At 71.6% G+C, this 18,236-nt stretch carries 20 protein-coding genes; 9 read left to right on the top strand and 11 right to left on the bottom strand.

Annotated elements, in window-relative coordinates; genetic code table 11:
• The first annotated feature begins 11 nt into the window (after positions 1-11).
• Genes AB4091_RS15275 through AB4091_RS15265 form a run of 3 tightly spaced genes read left to right on the top strand, consistent with a single transcriptional unit; the run spans position 12 to position 2,532 of the window.
• Positions 12-509, top strand: a complete 498-nt coding sequence (locus AB4091_RS15275) for a gluconokinase (RefSeq protein ID WP_442293112.1) — start codon at positions 12-14, stop codon at positions 507-509.
• Positions 509-2,125: a GntT/GntP/DsdX family permease gene (locus tag AB4091_RS15270; RefSeq protein WP_442293110.1), complete on the top strand. Its 1,617-nt coding sequence runs from the start codon at positions 509-511 to the stop codon at positions 2,123-2,125. Before AB4091_RS15275 ends, AB4091_RS15270 begins: the two co-directional genes overlap by 1 nt.
• Before the next feature lie 17 nt (positions 2,126-2,142).
• Entirely contained in the window at positions 2,143-2,532 is a 390-nt protein-coding gene (locus AB4091_RS15265; RefSeq protein WP_442292610.1) for a PPOX class F420-dependent oxidoreductase, read from the top strand.
• A 161-nt stretch (positions 2,533-2,693) separates the two neighbouring features.
• Here the strand turns inward: AB4091_RS15265 and AB4091_RS15260 are convergent, their stop codons facing one another.
• From AB4091_RS15260 to radA, 3 genes are read right to left on the bottom strand one after another with little or no spacing between them, the layout of a single operon-like run.
• On the bottom strand, positions 2,694-3,614 hold the full coding sequence (locus AB4091_RS15260) for an A/G-specific adenine glycosylase (protein WP_442292609.1): 921 nt from the start codon (positions 3,612-3,614) through the stop codon (positions 2,694-2,696).
• A 19-nt stretch (positions 3,615-3,633) separates the two neighbouring features.
• Complete coding sequence (disA, locus tag AB4091_RS15255; RefSeq protein ID WP_442292608.1) at positions 3,634-4,710, bottom strand: DNA integrity scanning diadenylate cyclase DisA; 1,077 nt, start codon at positions 4,708-4,710, stop codon at positions 3,634-3,636.
• Positions 4,711-4,765: 55 nt separating this feature from the next.
• On the bottom strand, positions 4,766-6,181 hold the full coding sequence (radA, locus tag AB4091_RS15250) for a DNA repair protein RadA (RefSeq protein WP_442292607.1): 1,416 nt from the start codon (positions 6,179-6,181) through the stop codon (positions 4,766-4,768).
• Positions 6,182-6,252: 71 nt separating this feature from the next.
• On the opposite strand from radA, the gene AB4091_RS15245 reads away from it, so the two are divergent.
• Together AB4091_RS15245 and AB4091_RS15240 are read left to right on the top strand one after the other, a co-directional pair.
• Complete coding sequence (locus tag AB4091_RS15245; RefSeq protein WP_442292606.1) at positions 6,253-6,465, top strand: hypothetical protein; 213 nt, start codon at positions 6,253-6,255, stop codon at positions 6,463-6,465.
• Positions 6,466-6,671: 206 nt separating this feature from the next.
• The gene (locus AB4091_RS15240; protein WP_442292605.1) at positions 6,672-7,001 is read left to right on the top strand and encodes a histone-like nucleoid-structuring protein Lsr2; all 330 of its coding nucleotides are present in this window, start codon (positions 6,672-6,674) and stop codon (positions 6,999-7,001) included.
• 88 nt (positions 7,002-7,089) lie between these two features.
• Here AB4091_RS15240 and ligD (AB4091_RS15235) read toward each other — a convergent pair whose 3' ends face one another.
• The gene (gene ligD, locus AB4091_RS15235) at positions 7,090-7,974 is read right to left on the bottom strand and encodes a non-homologous end-joining DNA ligase (protein ID WP_442292604.1); all 885 of its coding nucleotides are present in this window, start codon (positions 7,972-7,974) and stop codon (positions 7,090-7,092) included.
• Complete coding sequence (gene ligD / locus AB4091_RS15230) at positions 7,974-8,921, bottom strand: non-homologous end-joining DNA ligase (protein ID WP_442292603.1); 948 nt, start codon at positions 8,919-8,921, stop codon at positions 7,974-7,976. The genes ligD (AB4091_RS15235) and ligD (AB4091_RS15230) overlap by 1 nt, the downstream gene beginning before the upstream one ends.
• An 18-nt stretch (positions 8,922-8,939) precedes the next feature.
• Between ligD (AB4091_RS15230) and ku the strand changes: the two genes are divergently transcribed.
• From ku to AB4091_RS15215, 3 genes are all read left to right on the top strand, one after another.
• Positions 8,940-9,917, top strand: coding sequence for a non-homologous end joining protein Ku (ku, locus tag AB4091_RS15225; RefSeq protein ID WP_442292602.1), 978 nt, complete (start codon positions 8,940-8,942; stop codon positions 9,915-9,917).
• Between the two features lie 104 nt (positions 9,918-10,021).
• A complete protein-coding gene (locus AB4091_RS15220) occupies positions 10,022-11,248 on the top strand; it encodes an acetyl-CoA hydrolase/transferase family protein (protein WP_442292601.1) in 1,227 nt (408 codons plus the stop codon).
• A 74-nt stretch (positions 11,249-11,322) separates the two neighbouring features.
• Complete coding sequence (locus AB4091_RS15215) at positions 11,323-12,066, top strand: SDR family oxidoreductase (RefSeq protein WP_442292600.1); 744 nt, start codon at positions 11,323-11,325, stop codon at positions 12,064-12,066.
• 58 nt (positions 12,067-12,124) lie between these two features.
• Here AB4091_RS15215 and AB4091_RS15210 read toward each other — a convergent pair whose 3' ends face one another.
• The 5 genes from AB4091_RS15210 to AB4091_RS15190 all read right to left on the bottom strand — a co-directional run bounded on the left by AB4091_RS15210 (position 12,125) and on the right by AB4091_RS15190 (position 16,165).
• Positions 12,125-12,922 carry a sugar phosphate isomerase/epimerase family protein gene (locus AB4091_RS15210; protein ID WP_442292599.1) on the bottom strand — a complete coding sequence of 266 codons (798 nt, stop codon included), beginning with the start codon at positions 12,920-12,922 and terminating at the stop codon, positions 12,125-12,127.
• Between the two features lie 49 nt (positions 12,923-12,971).
• Complete coding sequence (locus tag AB4091_RS15205) at positions 12,972-13,901, bottom strand: Ppx/GppA phosphatase family protein (RefSeq protein WP_442292598.1); 930 nt, start codon at positions 13,899-13,901, stop codon at positions 12,972-12,974.
• A 128-nt stretch (positions 13,902-14,029) separates the two neighbouring features.
• A complete protein-coding gene (locus AB4091_RS15200) occupies positions 14,030-14,764 on the bottom strand; it encodes an ABC transporter permease (RefSeq protein ID WP_442292597.1) in 735 nt (244 codons plus the stop codon).
• On the bottom strand, positions 14,761-15,540 hold the full coding sequence (locus AB4091_RS15195) for an ABC transporter ATP-binding protein (protein ID WP_442292596.1): 780 nt from the start codon (positions 15,538-15,540) through the stop codon (positions 14,761-14,763). Before AB4091_RS15195 ends, AB4091_RS15200 begins: the two co-directional genes overlap by 4 nt.
• Positions 15,541-15,550: 10 nt before the next feature.
• Positions 15,551-16,165 (bottom strand): TetR/AcrR family transcriptional regulator, encoded by a 615-nt coding sequence (locus AB4091_RS15190; RefSeq protein WP_442292595.1) that lies wholly within the window; start codon positions 16,163-16,165, stop codon positions 15,551-15,553.
• A 138-nt stretch (positions 16,166-16,303) separates the two neighbouring features.
• On the opposite strand from AB4091_RS15190, the gene AB4091_RS15185 reads away from it, so the two are divergent.
• Complete coding sequence (locus tag AB4091_RS15185; protein ID WP_442292594.1) at positions 16,304-16,663, top strand: SPW repeat protein; 360 nt, start codon at positions 16,304-16,306, stop codon at positions 16,661-16,663.
• 51 nt (positions 16,664-16,714) lie between these two features.
• Here the strand turns inward: AB4091_RS15185 and AB4091_RS15180 are convergent, their stop codons facing one another.
• Positions 16,715-18,052: a hypothetical protein gene (locus AB4091_RS15180; RefSeq protein WP_442292593.1), complete on the bottom strand. Its 1,338-nt coding sequence runs from the start codon at positions 18,050-18,052 to the stop codon at positions 16,715-16,717.
• Positions 18,053-18,236: the final 184 nt, after the last annotated feature.

Genomic DNA, 18,236 nt, shown 5'->3' with positions numbered 1-18,236 from the left:
TCGTGATCGTGATGGGTGTGAGCGGCAGTGGCAAGACGACGGTCGCCAAGGGCATCTCGACGGTCATGCGCTGGGAGTTCGCCGAGGGCGACGCCTTCCACTCCGAGGCCAATGTCGCGAAGATGGCGTCCGGCCGGCCGCTCACCGACGACGACCGCTGGCCGTGGCTCGAGTCCATCGGCGACTGGATCAGCGGCAAGGAGGCCGCTGGCGAGTCCGCGGTGGTCACCTGCTCCGCGCTGCGCCGGGTCTACCGGGATCTGCTCCGCCGGGGCCGCCCGCACGTGCGCTTCCTCCACATGGAGGCACCGAGCGAGGTGATCCAGGACCGCATGGAGCACCGGCCCGGGCACTACATGCCGCCGTCGCTGCTGCCCAGCCAGCTCGCCACCCTCGAACCTCTCGAGCCCGACGAGCCGGGCGTCAACGTCGTCAACGAGGGGAGCGCCGCCGAGGTGCTCGACCGGGCCCTGCGGGCTCTCGACCTACGGAAGGACCACCAGTCATGATGCTCTCCGCCCTGGCACCGACCCTGACGACCGCCCTCGCCCCGAACCACCGTTCAGGCCTGCTTCCCACGGTGGCGCGCAGCGCCGACGCGCCGTACGCCGGCAACGGTCAGCTCGTGGCCGCGTGCGTCCTCGGCATCCTCGCCGTCGTCCTGCTCATCACCGTCGTGAAGCTGCATCCCTTCCTCTCGCTCATGCTCGGGTCCGCGGTGCTCGGCGCCGTCGCGACCATGCCACCCGGCGACATCGTCGACAGCTTCATCAAGGGATTCGGCTCGACGACGGGCTCGGTGGGCGTGCTCATCGCGCTGGGCGCCATGATCGGAAAGATGCTCGAGGACTCGGGCGGCGCCAACCGGATCGTGTCGACCCTCGTCGGCCGCGTCGGCCAGAACGGCCTGCCGTGGATGATGGCGGCGATCGCGGCGATCCTCGGCCTGCCGCTCTTCTTCGAGGTCGGCGTCGTCCTCCTCGTGCCGGTCGTCATCCTCGTGGCCCGCAAGACCGGTCTGTCCGTCATGAAGGTCGGCATCCCGGCGCTTGCCGGTCTCTCGGTGCTGCACGGGCTGGTGCCGCCCCACCCGGGCCCGCTGACCGCCATCGGCCTGCTCAACGCCGACCTGGGCCGCACCCTGCTCTACGGCATCATCATCGCCATCCCGACCGTCATCGTCGCCGGGCCGGTGCTCGCCCGCTTCGTCGACCAGTGGGTGCCCAAGTACGTCGAGGCGCCGGCGGGCGTCCCGGTGGCGGTGGGGGCTGGCGCGAGCTCCGTCGGGACGGGCGGGACCGTCGGGACCGGCGGGACCGGCGGGACCGCACGAGCCGATCGAGGGCGTGGACCGGGTTCTGACGTTCGCTCCGGCGCCCGTTCTGAAGGGCGAGGCGGAAGCGGCCGGTTCACCGACCTCGACGAGCTGGACGCGCCTCTCGCGCCGGGGCGCCGGCGGGTCGGCTTCGGCTCCGCGATCATCGCCATCACGCTCCCGGTCCTGCTCATGCTCGTGGATGCGATCACCAAGCTGCTCGTGACCGACGAGAACGCTGGGGTGCGCAAGGTCATCGACGTCTTCGGAACTCCCGTCGTGGCGCTGCTCATCGCCGTCATCTTCTGCTACTTCCGGCTCGGCCTGGCCTCCGGCATGACCCGGATGCAGGTCAGCGACAGCTTCGGCGCCAGCCTGCCGGGCATCGCCGGCATCATCCTCATCGTGGCTGCCGGTGGCGGCTTCAAGCAGACGCTCGTCGACGCCGGCGTCGGTGACGTCATCAAGGACTGGGCCACCGGCGTGAACATCTCCGTGCTGCTGCTGGGCTGGCTCGTCGCGGTCCTCATCCGCCTCGGCACCGGGTCCGCCACCGTCGCCACGATCACGGCGGCCGGCATCGTCGGCCCGCTCGCGTCGACGCTCACGACGAGCCACCTCGCGCTGCTGGTGCTCGCGATCGGCTGCGGCTCGCTCTTCTTCAGCCACGTCAACGACGCCGGGTTCTGGCTCGTCAAGGAGTACTTCGGCCTGACCGTGGGGGAGACGATCAAGTCGTGGTCCGTGATGGAGACGGTCATCTCCGTCGTCGGCTTCGCGCTCGTCATGCTGCTCAGCCTCCTCGTCTGAACCGCGACGGCACCGACGTGGGCACCCGACCCGACGACCTCTCCCCCGAGGCACTCGACTTCCTCACCGTCCGACACCTGGCGACCCTGACGACCCTCCGCCCGAATGGCCGCCCCCACGTCGTTCCCGTGGGCTTCACCTGGGACCCGGCAACGTCCGTCGCGCGGGTGATCACGAGCCGCGGCAGCCGCAAGGCGCGCAACGCCCTGGCCGGCTGCTCGGCGGTGCTGTGCCAGGTCGACGGCCGGCACTGGCTGTCGCTCGAGGGCACCGCCCGCCTCCTCGACGACCCGGCCGCGGTCACCGACGCCGAGGAGCGGTATGCCGTCCGCTACCGGCAGCCGCGCCCCAACCCCGAGCGCGTGGTGCTCGCCGTCGACGTGACGATCGTGCTCGGCAACGTCTGACCCGGGCGGGAAGTGGGCACTCGACGTTGGGGGAAGGCACCCCGACACGTCGAGAGCGCAGTTCCTGGCGCCCCGGAACCATGTCGGGAAGTGGGCACTCGACGGGGAGGGGGAGCTACGCGGGTGGTCCTCGCGACCGAACGGGTCAAGTGGTTGGGGGCTCAGGCGGGGAGGCGGAAGCGGCGCCGGGAGAGCGGTTCGACGAGGCCGTCGGCCACGAGCGAGTCGAGGCAGCGCATGACCTGCGCACGGTCGTCGGCCGAGTCCTCGAGAGTCGCGAACGGCACCGCGTCGTGCGCCTCCCGCAGCCGTCGCAGCAGCTCGCCACGGACCTGGCGGTCGGTGCCGTGCCACGCCTGCCCCCTGCGCGGCGGTCCGTCGTAGGCCGGCCTGCCCGAGACGTTCCAGGCGCAGAGGTCGGCGACGGGGCAGTCGTCACAGCGCGGGCCACGGGCCACGCAGACGAGCGCGCCGAGCTCCATCACGGCGACGTTCCACGTGTTGGCGGTGTCGCGCTCGGCCGGCATCGACTCGGCCGCGAGGAGCGTCTCGGCACGGTTGAGGGTCGGGTTCGGGAAGGCCTTGCCCTCGAGGGTGCGCGCGAGCACGCGTCGCACGTTCGTGTCGACGACGACCTCAGGGATGCCGAAGGCGAAGCAGGACACCGCGGCGGCCGTGTAGGCGCCGACCCCCGGCAGGGCGAGGAGCTCCTCGGGCGTGCAGGGCACCTCACCCCCGTGGCGCGCCACCATCACGGTCGCCGCCTCGTGCAGCCGGAGCGCCCGACGCGGATAGCCGAGTCGGCCCCAGGCCCGCACGGCGTCGCCGGGCGGTGCGGCGGCAAGGTCGGCCGGCGTCGGCCAGCGCTCCATCCACTCGCGCCAGGCGGGCTCGACCCGGGCGAGGGGCGTCTGCTGCGACATCACCTCGGAGAGGAACACTCCCCACGGGCTGCAGTCGGGCTCGCGCCAGGGCAAGTGCGTGCGCCCGGCCTTGCCGTACCACTCGTTGACCCGCTCGTGGAGCACGGAGAGCAGCGACAGCGGAGGGCGCTGGGACAGCGGAACCTGGCTGGACGGCATTCGCAAGAAAAGACGCGCGTCAGACGTAGCGCTCGAGGATGCTCGACTCGGCGAGGCGCGAAAGGCCCTCGCGAACGGCGCGGGCACGGCCCTCGCCGACGCCCTCGACGAGCATGAGGTCCTCGATGCCGGCCGCCAGGAGGCGCTGCAGCGACTCGAAGTGGTTGACGAGGCGGTCGACGATCGCGGCGGGCAGGCGCGGCACCTTGGTGAGGAGCCGGTAGCCCTGCGGCGACACGGGCGCGTCGAGGCTGTCACCGACGACCGAGAAGCCGACGGCGCGAGCGCCGGCCGCGAGGTCGAGCAGCTCGACGGCGTTGAGGGTCTGGAGGTTGCCGAGCGCCTCGGGGAGGTCGAGACCCGACTTCGTCGCGGGAAGGTAGTCGCGGATGACGAGCTCGCGGTCGTTGCCGAGGCCGCCGACGAGCTCCTCGAGCTGCAGGCTGAGCAGGCGGCCGTCGGTGCCGAGCTCGACGACGTAGTCCTGGATCTCGGCCGAGATGCGGCGCACCATCTCGAGGCGCTGGAGCACGGCGGTGACGTCGCGGATCGTGACGAGGTCCTCGATCTCGAGGGCCGACAACGTGCCCGTGACCTCGTCGAGGCGGGCCTTGTAGCGCTCGAGGGTCTGTAGCGCCTGGTCGGCCCGCGACAGCGTGGTGGGCGAGCCCTCGATGACGTGGCGCAGGTCGCCGACATAGAGGGCCACGACGCCCATCGACTGGCTCACCGAGATGACGGGGTAGCCCGTCTGCTTGGCCACCCGCTCGGCCGTGCGGTGGCGCGTGCCAGACTCGGTGGTCTCGATGCTCGAGTCGGGCACGAGCTGGGTGGCGGCGCGCAGGATGCGCGTGCCCTCGCGGTCGAGCACGACGGCGCCGTCCATCTTGGCCAGCTCGCGCAGGCGCGTGGCGGAGAACTCGACGTCGAGCGTGAACCCGCCCGTGCAGAGCGACTCGACCACACGGTCGAAGCCGAGCACGATGAGCGCCCCGGTGCGACCGCGCAGGATGCGTTCGAGGCTGTCGCGCAGATCCGTTCCCGGGGCTACCGCGGCGAGGGCCGCGCGCAGCAGCAGCTCGTCGTTCCGGTCCATCACTTCCCTGTTCGCAATGGGGGCGCCGAGGGCGTCCACCCCGGTCGGTCGCAGTCTAGACGGTGCCGACGGCTGGTGCCGCCGATGGTCGCCCACCGGCGAGGCGGCCCATCGCCTCGATGGCTCTCGCGACGTCGGACACCTCGACCGCTCGGATGCCGTCAGGCACCGTCGAGTCGGCGAGACTGCCCGCCGGCACGAGGGCGTGGCGGAACCCGAGCCGAGCGGCCTCGGCCAGCCGGCGGTCGAGACCGGTGACGCGACGCACCTCGCCCGCGAGCCCGACCTCACCGAAGGCGACGACGTCGGTGGCGAGCGGCTGGTCGACGACGGAGGACGCGAGGGCGCAGACGATGGCGAGGTCGGCGGCCGGCTCGGTGATGCGCACGCCTCCGACGGTGGCGGCGAAGATGTCGCGAGAGCCGACCGGGGCGCCGGCGCGCTTGTCGAGGACGGCGATGACCATGGCCAGACGCGACGAGTCGAGCCCGCTCGAGGTGCGCCGCGGCGACGGGAGCGTGGACGGCGCGACGAGTGCCTGCACCTCGGCGACCAGGGGCCGGCGGCCCTCGAGCGTGACCGTCACACAGGTGCCGGGCACCGCGTGGTCGCGAGTGGACAGGAACAGTCCACTGGGATCGGGGAGGCCAGTGATGCCGACGTCGGACAGGTCGAAGCAGCCGACCTCGTCGGTGGGGCCGAAGCGGTTCTTCACGGCACGCACGAGCCGCAGGCGTGAGTGCCGGTCGCCCTCGAACTGGATGACGACGTCGACGAGGTGCTCGAGCACGCGCGGGCCGGCGATCGAGCCGTCCTTGGTGACATGGCCCACGAGCAGGACGGCCACCCCGCGCGCCTTCGCGGCCTGGATGAGGCTGCCCGCGACCTCGCGGACCTGCGAGACGTTGCCCGCCTGACCCTCGACGTCGGCACTGGCGATGGTCTGGACCGAGTCGACGACGAGCAGAGAGGGCGACCGGGACTCGATGTGGCCGAGCACGGTCGCGAGGTCGGTCTCGGCAGCGAGGTAGAGCGAGTCGGCCATCGCCGAGATGCGCTCGGCGCGGGTGCGCACCTGGGCCGCGGACTCCTCACCGCTGACGTAAAGGACGTCGGCGCCGGAACGGGCGGTGCGCGCGGCGACGTCGAGCAGCAGCGTCGACTTGCCGACCCCGGGCTCGCCCGCGACGAGCACCACCCCACCCGGCACGAGACCGCCGCCGAGCACGCGGTCGAACTCGGCGACGCCCGTCGGACGGGCGGCGGCGCGCGTCACGTCGACGTCGGCAATGCGCTGGGCCGGAGTGACCACCGAGGCCGCGGTGGTGCGGGCCGCGGTGGCCGCGCCCGTCTCGGCGACGGTGCCCCACGCCTGGCACTCGCCGCAGCGGCCGACCCATTTGACGGTGGTCCACCCGCACTCGCCGCAGCGGAATCCGGGGGTGCGCCGGGTCGTCGTCCTGGTAGCCATGGCATGACCGTACGGGCCGGGTGGGACAGCGCCGGGCAGGGCGGGCCGCCGCACGTGAGAAAATGGCGTACATGGAATCGGTTCTGCCGTATGTGCTCGCCATCGTCCCGACGATCGGCATGGGCACGCTCTTCTACTTCGTGATCAAGAGCATCCTCGAGGGCGACCGTCGCGAGCGGTTGGCACAGGCCCGTTGGGAGGCCGCTCACGACCGCACTTCCGCCGCCGACTCCACCGGCAACACCGGCAACACCGCTCCGGACAGCTCGTCGAGCGGCCGCTGAAAGGCGCGAACAAAGGTCGGGGAAGCGTCACTCCCGCGCAATTCGCCGCACATCGACCGTGACGATTGATGGATGAACCGACAGTCGTCGCATTGAATGTGCATAGAGGAAATGCATTCAGACGCGATTACCTGTAAATTGATCCTGCCGCGGGTCATGTATTCGCGGCTTTCCCCTCCCAGACCGACAACTTCAGATGGAGAAAAATGGCTCAGCGTGTCGAAGTGGTGTTGATCGACGACATCGACGGCGGAAACGCCGAAGAGACCGTCACCTTCGCCCTTGATGGTGTGACCTACGAGATCGACCTGTCCGACAAGAACGCCAAGAAGCTGCGCGACGACCTTGCCACCTGGACCGGTCACGCGCGTCGTGCCGGAGCCGCCAAGGCCTCCACGCGCCGTCGGGCGGCCGGCTCCGCGAAGCGCACCGACCTGACCGCCGTGCGCGAGTGGGCGCGCGCCAACGGGCACACGGTCTCCGACCGTGGCCGCATCTCGGCCGACATCCAGTCCGCCTACGACAAGGCGCACTGACGAGCAGTCCGAACGAAGGGCCCGGCATCCGCACGGATGCCGGGCCCTTCGTCGTCCGCCACGCCCCGAGGCGGTTGCTGCCTGAGAGCTACCGGGTGATCTCGGCCGCCAGGTCGCCGTCGCGGGCGACCCGGTCGAGCACCTCGTCGGCCGTCAGCTGCACGAGGTCGTCGCCCGAGGCCCCGGCCTCGATCTCGTCCCACGACCTCGGCGCCGCCACGGTGGGCCGGTCGCGACCACGAAGGGAGTAGGGGCACACGGTCGTCTTGGCCGCGACGTTCTGGCTCCAGTCGAGGAAGATCTTGCCCGGCCGCAGCTCCTTCGCCATCTTCCACACGATGAGGTCGGGGTGCTGCTTCGTCAGCTCCTGCGCGAGCTGCTGCACGGTGTCGCGGATCTGGTCGCTCGTGTACGCCCCCGGCAGCACGGCATACAGCTGGAGTCCCTTGCTACCACTGGTGACCGGCACCGTGTCGAGGCCGATGCCGCTCAGCCGCTCGCGCACGATGAGTGCCACGCGGGCGCACTCGTGCAGCCCCGTGCCGGGTCCCGGGTCGAGGTCGATGACGAGGCGGTCGGGCCCGAGCGGCACCGCGTCGCGCCCCTCGCCCTCGTAGCGCCACTGCGGCACGTGCAGCTCGAGCGAGTTGAGGTTGGCGAAGAAGGTGAGGCCGGCCAGGTCGTCGATGAAGGGGAAGACGGGGTCGCGCCCGGCGCGCCGGATCCACGCCGGCGTGCCGGACGGGATGTTCTTCTCGAAGAACTGCATGTCACCGACACCGTGCGGGAAGCGGATTCGCGTGACGGCGCGGTCGCGCAGATGCGGCAGGATGACCGGCGCAATGCGCGCGTAGTAGTCGATCACCTGCGCCTTGGTCGTGCCGGCCCTGGGGTACATGACCTTCTCGAGGCTCGACAGCTTCATCCGCCTGCCATCCACCTCGACGGTCACCTTCGGCGCCTCGTAGGGCATCACTCACCGTCCCCGTGGTCGTCGACGTCTCCAGGGGTGAGGTCGCTGCGCAAGCCCTTGTATGCCGGCTGGCGCAGTCTGCCCTGCCCGCTGAGTCCCAGCGACTGCACGTCGGCGACGAGCACGGGGTGCACCCAGGTCGCACCGGTGGAGTCCTCGGCGGGAACATCTGTGGCAAAAGGGGATTCGACCGAGGTCAGCGCGTCGAGATCGCGCATCAGTGCCTGTCCCGTCTTACCTGCAAGGCCCGACCCGACACGCCCGAGGTAGCGCAGGCCGCCGGGACTGGGCACGCCGACGAGCACCGCGCCGAGCCGCCGGGAGACGGTGCCGGTGGACTCGGGGCGCCACCCACCGATGACGACCGAGACGGTGCCCCGGTGCGGGGACTTGAGCCAGTACGGCGACCGCAGCCCGGGGACGTACGTGGCGTCGACCCGCTTGGAGACGATGCCCTCGAGCCCCTGCTCCTTCGTCGCGGCGTGCAGGGTGGCGCCGTCGGAGAAGGTCGGCGGCGTCTGCCAGCGGGCGCCCGCGAGCTCTAGGCGTTCGAGCGTCGAGCGTCGCTCGGTCCACGTGCGGCCCAGCAGCTCGACCCCGTAGAGGCGCAGCAGGTCGAACGTCATCAACGTCACCGGCGCCTGCTCGGCGAGCAGCGCGGCCCGGCGCGCGTCGGTGACGTGGAAGCGCTCGGCCATCGCTGCGAAGGACGGGATGCCGTCGCGCATCGAGACGATCTCGCCGTCGAGCAGCATGTCGGCGTACTCGTTCGGGAGACCCCGCAGCTCGGGGAACGCGACGGTGACGTCCCGCTCGGTGCGGGTGAACAGGCGCATCTCGCCGTCGCGGACGTCGGCCAGGACGCGCATGCCGTCCCACTTGACCTCGTGCTGCCAGCGGTCGTCGGCCGGAATGGTCGACGCGGGCGTCGCGAGCATGGGGCGCATGGGTGCATTCTTGTTCTCATGCGAGCCATCTGGAAAGGCGCCGTGTCGTTCGGCCTGGTCAATGTGCCGGTCCGACTCTTTTCGGCCACCGAGAACCACGACGTGCAGTTCCGCCAGGTCCACGAGAAGGACGGCGGCCGCATCAAGTACCAACGCGTCTGCTCGATCGACGGCGAGGAGGTGCCCTACTCCGACATCGCCAAGGGATACGAGGCGGCCGACGGCCAGATGGTCGTGCTGACCGACGAGGACCTCAAGAGCCTTCCGTCGAGGTCGTCGAAGGAGATCTCGATCGAGAAGTTCGTGCCGTCGGAGCAGATCGACCCGCTCCTCTTCGACAAGAGCTACTACCTCGAGCCCGACAAGACCGGCCTCAAGCCCTACGTGCTGCTGCGGGACGCCCTGGAGAAGGCCGACCGGATGGCCCTCGTCACCGTGTCGGTGCGCACGCGCATGACCCTCGCCGTGCTCCGCGTGCGCGACGGCGTCATCGTGCTGCAGACGCTGCTGTGGGCCGACGAGGTGCGCACCCCGGAGTTCGAGTCGCTCTCGGAGGACACCCACGCGACGGCCAAGGAGCTCGCGATGGCCTCCTCGCTCGTCGACTCGCTGTCGGGCGACTACGAGCCCGACGAGTTCGAGGACGACTACTCCGACGCCGTCACCCAGCTCGTGGCGACCAAGATCGAGGGAGGCGACATCACCGAGACCCCCGAGGCGAAGGGCGAGGAGACCGAGGTCGTCGACCTGCTCGCGGCGCTGCAGCGCAGCGTCGACAAGGCCAAGGCCGCCAAGTCGGGTGGCTCGAGCGGCTCGGGCTCGGGCGGCTCGGGCTCGGCGGTGAGCGCCGCCGACTCGAGCGACGACTCGGACGGCTCGAAGAAGACCGCTGAGAAGACGACGGCCAAGAAGACCACCGCGAAGACGTCCACGGCGAAGAAGACCGCTGCCAAGAAGTCGACGACGAAGAAGGCCGCCACCAAGAAGGCCAGCTGACCCGTTTGCGGTGACCTCGGGGCGTACGCGAGCGAGGTGAGCGACGTTCGTCACGTCGGCGGCATACGCAAGCCCCGTGGTCGCGGCTGCGCGAGGATGAGAGCGTGCGAACGGCGACGATCGACGAGCTCACCCGGCGGCTCGGGACCCTGCCCACCAACCCTCGCGTCGTCGTCAGCGGCAACATGGCGGTGCCCTGGGAGGCGGTGCGTGCGCTCGACGCGGCGCAGCCCTCCTACGTGCTGCACGCGCTCAACGCGCCCGCCGGGCTGCCCGACCGCGACGGCGTGACCGTCGAGACGTGTTTCGTCGGACCCGGCATGCGGCGCCACCCGAGGCTGCACTACGTGCCGTCGAGGCTGTCGCTCGTGCCGCTGCTCTACGGTCGGGCCCTCCCCCCGGACGCGGTGCTGCTGCACTGCGCCCCGCCGCGTGACGGACAGGTGAGCCTCGGTCTCGAGGTCAACGTGCTGCCGGCCGCGATCGAGGCCTGCCGGGCCAGGGGCGGCCTCGTCGTGGCGGTCGTCAACCCGCGGATGCCCTTCACCTTCGGCGACGCCCAGGTGCCGCTCGAGCACGTCGACCTCGTCGTCGAGGTCGACGCCGAGCTGGCCTCGCACGCGCCCTCGGAGCCCGACCCCGAGAGCCGGCTCATCGGCGAGCGCGTCGCGGCCCGCGTGGCCGACGGGGCGACGATGCAGCTCGGCATCGGCGCCGTGCCCGATGCGACGCTGGCTGGCCTGACGAAGCGACGCGGCATCCGGGTGTGGAGCGAGATGTTCTCCGACGGCGTGCTCGCGCTCGACGCGGCGGGGGCCCTGGACCCCGACCACCCGCTCGTCACCTCGTTCGCCTTCGGGTCGACCGACCTCTACGCGTGGCTCGACGGCAACGAGCGCGTGCGGATGCTGCGCACCGAGAAGACCAACGATCCGGGGCTCATCGCCCAGCAGCGGCAGATGACGTCGGTCAACACGGCGCTCGAGGTCGACCTCTTCGGGCAGGCCAACGCGTCACGCATCAACGCCCGCATCCACTCCGGCTTCGGCGGCCAGACCGACTTCATCGTCGGCGCGCTGCACTCCCCCGGTGGCCAGTCGTTCATCGCGCTGCGCTCGTGGCACCCGAAGGCCGACGTCTCGACCATCGTGCCGCTGCTCGACGAGCCGGTGACGAGCTTCCAGCAGAGCGCCATCGTCACCGAGCACGGCTGCGCGCCGCTCTGGGGCCGCAGCGAGCGCGAGCAGTGCCACGACATCATCGAGGAGTGCGCGCACCCGCGGGTGCGTGACGACCTGTGGGAGGAGGCCGCGAGCCTCGGCCTCGCCTGAGCCTCAGGACATCCGAGGGCGTATGCCGTCGGGGGCGTCGAGCGCGCCCCGTGGCTGCTCGTAGGGTGGCGAGCATGAGCGAGAACCCCCGTCCCGTTCGACCCGTGGCCGTGGTGACCGGCGGGACGCGAGGCATCGGCCTCGCGGTCGCCGAGGACCTCGCCGACACCCACCACGTCGTGGTCGGCGGCCGCAGCGCCGAGTCCGTCGCGTCGGTGGTCGACCGGCTGCCGTCCGCGGAGGGCCTCGTCGCCGACCTCGCCGACTGCTCCTCCGCCGGCTCGCTCGAGAGGGCGCTGGACGCGCTCGTCCCGAGGCTCGACCGGGTCGACGTCCTGGTGCACTCGGCCGGCGTGCTGCGCAACGGCAGCGTCGCCGACTCACCGGTGAGCGACTGGACCGAGTCGCTGACCGTCAACGTCACCGCCGTCGCCGCGGTGACGAAGGCGCTGCTGCCGGCTCTGCGCCGCGCCCACGGCCTCGTCATCACCGTGAACTCCGGGTCGGGGCTCACGGCGTCGCCGTCATCGGGCGCCTACTGCGCCTCGAAGTTCGCGCTGCGGGCCCTCACCGACTCGCTGCGCCAGGAGGAGCGGGAGCACGGCGTGCGCGTGACCTCACTGCACCCCGGACGCGTCGACACCGACATGCAGCACGAACTCGTCGAGTTCGAGGGCGCCGACTACGACGCCTCGGCCTACCTCGACGTGCAGTCGGTGGTGCGGGCCGCGCGCCTCGCCATCGACGCCGGTGACGACGCGAGCATCGACATGATCTCGGTGCGCCCCCGCGGCTGGCGCCCGAACACCTCCGCCTGACCCCAGCGCCTCGCCGCGACCCCGGCCTCACCCGGGGCCGGGGATCCGGAGCGGCCCGTCAGATGCGGCTGGAGCCGCGCGTGGGCATCAGCGCCAGGCGGGCGAAGGCGAGCGAGGCCGCGAGGTCGACCTCGCGCTGCTCGCGGTCGCCCTTGCGCGTCGACACCTCGACCACGACGTCGCCGGTCCAGGCGGTGTCGGCCAGGTGCTCGAGCACCTCGGCGCACGGCTGGGTGCCACGGCCGGGCACCAGGTGCTCGTCGAGGAACGACCCGAGACCGTCGGCCAGGTGAAGGTGGGCCAGCCGGGAGCCCAGGCGCTGCGCCATCTCGAGGGCATCGGAACCCGCGGTCGCCGTGTGCGACAGGTCGAGCGTCACGTTGTCGTAGGGCTGGTCGACGGGGTCCCAGTGCGGGAGGTAGGCCATGACCTCACGGCGAGCCGTGCGCCAGGGGTACATGTTCTCGACGGCGAGCGTGATGCCGTGGTCGTGCTCGCGCAGGGCGATCCCGTCGACGAACCCGGCGGCATACTCCCTCTGCCAGCGGAACGGTGGGTGCAGCACGACCGTGCTCGCGCCGACCTCCAGGGCGAGCTCGATCGACCGGTCGACCTTGCCCCACGGGTCGGTACCCCAGACGCGCTGGGTCAGCAGGAGCGTCGGCGCGTGGATCGACACGACGGGAAGCCCGTGCAGCTCGGACAGGGCGCGCAGGGCCCCGGCCTCCTGGGTCACCGGGTCGGTCCAGACCATGACCTCGATCGCGTCGTAGCCGAGCCGCGCGGCGGTCGCGAAGGCGGTCGCCGCGTTGTCGGGGTAGAGCGAGGCGGTCGAGAGGCCGACCCGGATCGTCATGCGGCCATTGTCCGGCACGGCCTCCGGGCGGGCCCACGCCGGTGCCACCTCACGAGGTCAGGTGGTCGAGCCTGCGGAGGATGAGCCCCTCGCGGAGGGCCCACGGGCAGATGTCGAGGCGCTCGACCTGGAGCAGGTCGAGCGCGGCCTCGGCGACCAGGGCACCGGCGTACAGCTGGTGGGCTCGCCCCTCGGAGACTCCCGGCAGCTGCGCGCGGGCGACCGAGTCGAGGCTCGCGAGCCGCTGGACGATGCCGCGAAGGTCGTTGCGCGACAACGTCCTCGGCACGAACGGCCCGTCGTCGCGAGGGGCGGCACCTGCGATGCGCGCGAGCGAGCGCATCGTCTTGGACGTGCCCACGGCACGGTCCGGGGCACCGAAAGCCAGCAGTGGGCGTACGCGCTCGGCGAGGCTGGCGCGCACGTGCGCGCGGACCTCACGGGCGGCCGACTCGGTGGGCGGGTCGCCGGGCAGACGCTCGCGGGTCAGGCGTCCCGCGCCGAGCGGAAGGCTGAAGGCGACGTCGGGCTCCTCGTCGAGGCCGCCGGCGAGCTCGAGCGAACCGCCCCCGATGTCGACCACGAGCAGCCGACCACTCGACCAGCCGAACCAGCGGCGCACCGCGAGGAAGGTCATCCGCGCCTCGTCCGTGCCACTGAGGGCCTCGAGCTCGACACCGGTCTCGTGCCGCACCCGGTCGATGACGGCCTCGCCGTTGGGCGACTCGCGCAGCGCGGACGTGGCGAAGGCGAACAGGTCGCTGACGCCCTGGTCCTCGGCGACGACGAGGCACTCGCGGATGAACGACACGAGGCGGTCGGCGGTGGCCTCACCGACGCGTCCGTCTGGGTCGAGGCTCTCGGCGAGCCTCAGCTCGGTCTTGTGCGAGAACGCCGGCAGCGGCTGCGCGCCGGGGTGCGCGTCGACGACGAGCAGGTGGACCGAGTTGGACCCGATGTCGATGACGCCAAGGCGCATGGCCCGACCCTATCGGCCCCTCGCCGCACACCCTTCCCGCGCGAACGCCGCGTTCGGTCGCGAACGCGGTGTTCTAACACTGAGTTCGCGACCGAACGCSGCGTTCGGTGAGGTGAGGGCGTATGCCGTCAGGCGGAGCGGCGGCTCAGGGTGAGCGAGCCGAGGGCCAGGGCCCCGGCGATGAAGGCCGCGATGATGCCGAGGTCGGTGAGCACGGTCGTGACCGGGTCGGGGTTGCGGGCGATCTCCTTCATCGCGTCGACGGCATACGACAGGGGCAGCACGTTGGAGATCCACTCCAGCACGGTCGGCAGCTGGTCACGCGCGATGAGCAGGCCGCACAGCAGGAACTGCGGCAGCAGGAAGGCCGGCATGAACTGCACCGCCTGGAACTCGGTGCGGGCGAAGCCGCTGGCGAGCAGGCCCAGGGCGGTGCCGAGCACGGCGTCGAAGACGGCCACGACGATCAGCAGCCAGAGTGGACCCGCGACCTCCAGGTTGCAGACCCAGACAGCGAATCCTGTTGCCACGAGGGCCTGCACGACTGCCAGTGTTCCGAAGGCAGCGGCATAGCCGAGCATGAAGTCGCCCTTGCCCATGGGCGTCGTGAGCAGCCGCTCGAGCGTGCCCGACTGCCGCTCCCGGAGGGTTGCCACGGAGGTGACGATGAACATCACGACCATCGGGAAGACGCCGAGCAGGGCGGGTCCGATGGCGTCGAAGACGGGGGTCCCGTCGTAGATCCAGGCGAGCAGGCCGAGCAGCACGCACGGGACGACGATGATGAGGGCGATGGTGCGGTGGTCAGTGCGGACCTGGCGCAGGACGCGTCCGGAGGTGGCGGTGGTGAGGCCGGCGTTCACGATGCGCTCCTGTCGGTGGGGGCCGACGCTGCGCCGGCACGGGCGGCCTCGGCGTCGATGAGGGCGAGGAAGGCGGCGTCGGCGTCGGCCGCGCCGGTGCGGGCGAGCAGCTCGTCGGGCGTGACGTCGGCGAGCACCTGGCCCTCGCGCAGCAGCACCAGGCGGTCGCAGCGAGTGGCCTCGTCCATGACGTGGCTCGAGACCACGAGCGAGTGCCCGCGCTCGGCGAGGTTGCGGAAGAGCTCCCAGAGGTCACGACGCAGCACCGGGTCGAGGCCCACGGTCGGCTCGTCGAGGACGAGGAGGCCGGGTCGGCCCACGAGCGCGGCCGCGAGGGAGACCCGCGACTCCTGACCGCCCGAGAGGTCCTGCACGAGCTGGTCGGCGTGCGACTCGAGGTCGACCTCGGCGAGCGTGCGGTCGACGGCGTCGCGCAGCTCCTGGCCGCGCAGGCCCACCGCGCGCCCGAAGTAGGCGACGTTGTCGCGGACGGTGAGGTCGGCGTAGACGCTGGGGCTCTGGGTCACGTAGCCGACCTCGTCGCGCAGCACGGGCGACCCGGCCGGGTGGCCGAGGACGGTCACGGTGCCGGCCTCGATGACCTGCACGCCGACGATGCACCGCATCAGCGTGGACTTGCCCGAGCCCGAGGGCCCCAGGAGCCCGACGACCTGGCCGGACGGGATCTCGAGGTCCAGCCGGGGGATCACGCGTCGCTTGCCACGGATGACCTGCAGACCGCTCACGGCCACTGCCGGTCCACTGTTATTCATCATGTGATGAAATCTACTCCGGTCGGAGCCCGCTGTCCACGAGATGGTGCTGGAGGACCGGCCCGATGCGTTCGATCAGCTGCTCGCGGGTCGCGTCGGCGAGTGCCGGGACCTTGATCACGTAGCGGGCGACGACGAGACCGATCATCTGGGAGGCCGCGAGCGCCCCGCGCAGCTGAGGGTCGGGCACCCCGGTCGACGCCGCGACGCGACCGAAGACCTCACGGCCGAGGAACTCCCGCAGCATCCGGGCCGCCTCCTCGCTCGTCATGCTCGACCGGACCAGGGCGATGAGCGCGTCCCGTCGTTCGGGCGGCTCCCAGACCCCGAGGAACGTCTCGACGATGCGCCAGCCCAGTCGGTCGACGTCGCCGGCCATGATGCGCTCGATCAGCTCGGCCGGGTTTACGGGCACGTCGAGGGTCTCGGCGAACAACGCCGCCTTGCCGTCGAAGTAGTGGTGCACGAGAGCCGGGTCGACACCCGCCTCACGGGCGATGCCGCGCAGGCTGGTCTTGTCGTATCCCTTGGCGGCAAAGGACTTCCGCGCCGCATGGAGGATCGCTGAGCGGGTGTCCTCACCTCCGGGTCTCCGCCCTCGCGCCCGCACGGCGTCGCGCGTCGTCATGGGGACACCGTATGCCGCCCCTGCCGTCACCGGGTGCACGCCGGGCCCGTTGACCGGCCGTCCGCGGCGGCCGACAATCGAGGTGTCCGGTCCGCCATCAGGATCGACGGACCCACATGAAAGAGGGTCGATGCGACCATGAACCGATGGACGCATCCGCAAGATGCCTTGCCGCTCGTCGCCGGCATCTATGCAGCGTTGTCACCCATCTGGACGACAACCACCACCCGGGCCACCACGACGATGATCGTCCTCGGCGCCATCGCGGCGCTCGCGGCGGTCGCCGAGCTGGTGCGGCCCGACCTGATCCCGCTCGAAGGCCTCACGGCCCTGATCGGCGTGGCGTTCATCGTCGCGCCCTGGGTGATGGGGTTCAGTGGCACCCGCCCGATGGCGTGGACGGCCTGGATCGTCGGCGCCGTCACGTTCCTCGTCGGTGCCGCCGACCTCCAGGTGACCCGCATGCATCACCGCGACAGCACCGCCACGTCGCACTGACCGCCTGCGGGGCCCGGGTCGGACCATCAGCTCCGGCCCGGGCAAGACCCTTCAGGAATCAGGGTGCTCGCCGGGCCTCGTCACCGGCTCGAGCACACGCTGTGCGGCGGCGGCTCGCGCCCAGCCCGCCCACTCGAGGGGACGGGTGCGGTGTTCCTCGTCGCGGGCCTCGGGATCGGTTCCGGCCTCGAGCAGGGCCTGCACGAGTGGACCGTCGTCCATGAAGGCGGCCTGGTGCAGGGCCGTGCGCCCGTCGCGTCGGGCGTCGACGTCCGCTCCCGCGGCGACGGCGGCGCTCACGGCCGCGGGCGTCGCGGCTCGGTGGATGTCGGGCGGTGTGCCGGTGAGCGTGCCGCCGTCGGTCGCGGGCTCGGTCCGGACGAGGCCGTGCTCGGCGAGGAGCGCCAACCGGTCGCCGAAGCCGTGCCCCCGAGCCCAGCCGACCTGGCGCGCGAGCATCTCGTCGATCGTCTCGGCGGACTCGCCCGTGCGCCTCGCCCACACCTCCGACGCCGGGTGCCCGAGTCCGTGGGCGAGGAGGAGCTCGAGGTGGCTGTCGTCGCGGTTGAACATCCGGTTGTAGAGCGTCTGGCGGTCGTTCGGGTCGGCCCCGCGGCTGAGGAGGAGCTCTGCCAGCTGGCGCCACTGCGGGTGCCGCGGCTGCCGTGACGGACCCGCCTCTCCCTCACCGAAGACGCCGGTCAGCGCCGTGAACGGCGTCGGCAACCCCTGCCAGAGATAGCCGCTGTCGGGGTCGGCGCCGGCGTCGAGCAGGACGCGCGCCGTCGTGACGGGGTCACGCTGCGGCAGGCGCGAGTAGACGACGTACAACAGCGGCGGCCACCGGAACGGGCCGCCCTCACGCGTCGCCGCCGCAGGGTCCGCCGACCGGTGCCGCTCCATCGCGTCGGGATCGCCCGCGACCGCCGCCACGAAGACACTCCTGTCGACGAGGGTGGGGTCGTCCGCCAGGATCTCGGCGGCCCGCGCCCACCTCGCCGGCTCGTCCCGGTCGGTGTAGGTCAGGCACGCGAGCGCAGCCACGGCAGAGGCGGATTCGGCTGGTGCTCCCGCACCGGGGGCGCGGTGACGCTCACCGTCGGGGTTGAGCGGGGCCGGGTCGAGCACTTCCGGGTCGCGGCTCAGGGGCGCGGCCGCGCGCAGGTACGCGCGCAGCCGAGGCCAGCTGGCCAGGCCGTACGCGCGGGCAACGACGAGCTGCGCGTCGCTGAGTCCGAACGTGGCGGGGTCGGACGGCGCGCGCCCGGGATGGTGGCGGGCGGCATACGCGAGCGCTGTGGGGTCGGCGGCGCGCACGGCACGCTGCAGCCTTCGCGCGTCGCGACGGAACCGCTCGAGGTCGGGGTTGCCGGGCAGGGACAGGGCCATGACGGCCTCCTCTCGTCGTGCCCGCTGTGCGCTGGTCGGGCCGAAAGGAGGTCGGACCGCCTACGTCGTGCCACCAGGGAGGCTGAGCCCCTTCCCGCGCACCGGTGGCGACCTGGACGCCACGATCAGCGTACGCGGCTTCCACCACGTGGGCGCCTCGCACGCGTCCTGAACGTCTGCGGCA

The sequence above is a fragment of the Terrabacter sp. 2RAF25 genome, from assembly GCF_052115265.1.
Lineage (GTDB): Bacteria > Actinomycetota > Actinomycetes > Actinomycetales > Dermatophilaceae > Terrabacter.
This window is presented reverse-complemented; position numbering and strand designations above follow the sequence as displayed.

Bases quoted from the DNA above. Each gene is read 5' to 3' on its own strand.
- AB4091_RS15275 (WP_442293112.1), top strand. From the start codon at position 12: ATGGGTGTGAGCGGCAGTGGCAAGACGACGGTCGCCAAGGGCATCTCG.
- AB4091_RS15270 (WP_442293110.1), top strand. From the start codon at position 509: ATGCTCTCCGCCCTGGCACCGACCCTGACGACCGCCCTCGCCCCGAAC.
- AB4091_RS15260 (WP_442292609.1), bottom strand. From the start codon at position 3,614: ATGCCGTCCAGCCAGGTTCCGCTGTCCCAGCGCCCTCCGCTGTCGCTG.
- disA (WP_442292608.1), bottom strand. From the start codon at position 4,710: ATGGACCGGAACGACGAGCTGCTGCTGCGCGCGGCCCTCGCCGCGGTA.
- radA (WP_442292607.1), bottom strand. From the start codon at position 6,181: ATGGCTACCAGGACGACGACCCGGCGCACCCCCGGATTCCGCTGCGGC.
- AB4091_RS15245 (WP_442292606.1), top strand. From the start codon at position 6,253: ATGGAATCGGTTCTGCCGTATGTGCTCGCCATCGTCCCGACGATCGGC.
- AB4091_RS15240 (WP_442292605.1), top strand. From the start codon at position 6,672: ATGGCTCAGCGTGTCGAAGTGGTGTTGATCGACGACATCGACGGCGGA.
- ligD (WP_442292604.1), bottom strand. From the start codon at position 7,974: ATGCCCTACGAGGCGCCGAAGGTGACCGTCGAGGTGGATGGCAGGCGG.
- ligD (WP_442292603.1), bottom strand. From the start codon at position 8,921: ATGCGCCCCATGCTCGCGACGCCCGCGTCGACCATTCCGGCCGACGAC.
- ku (WP_442292602.1), top strand. From the start codon at position 8,940: ATGCGAGCCATCTGGAAAGGCGCCGTGTCGTTCGGCCTGGTCAATGTG.
- AB4091_RS15215 (WP_442292600.1), top strand. From the start codon at position 11,323: ATGAGCGAGAACCCCCGTCCCGTTCGACCCGTGGCCGTGGTGACCGGC.
- AB4091_RS15210 (WP_442292599.1), bottom strand. From the start codon at position 12,922: ATGACGATCCGGGTCGGCCTCTCGACCGCCTCGCTCTACCCCGACAAC.
- AB4091_RS15205 (WP_442292598.1), bottom strand. From the start codon at position 13,901: ATGCGCCTTGGCGTCATCGACATCGGGTCCAACTCGGTCCACCTGCTC.
- AB4091_RS15195 (WP_442292596.1), bottom strand. From the start codon at position 15,540: ATGATGAATAACAGTGGACCGGCAGTGGCCGTGAGCGGTCTGCAGGTC.
- AB4091_RS15190 (WP_442292595.1), bottom strand. From the start codon at position 16,165: ATGACGACGCGCGACGCCGTGCGGGCGCGAGGGCGGAGACCCGGAGGT.
- AB4091_RS15185 (WP_442292594.1), top strand. From the start codon at position 16,304: ATGAACCGATGGACGCATCCGCAAGATGCCTTGCCGCTCGTCGCCGGC.
- AB4091_RS15180 (WP_442292593.1), bottom strand. From the start codon at position 18,052: ATGGCCCTGTCCCTGCCCGGCAACCCCGACCTCGAGCGGTTCCGTCGC.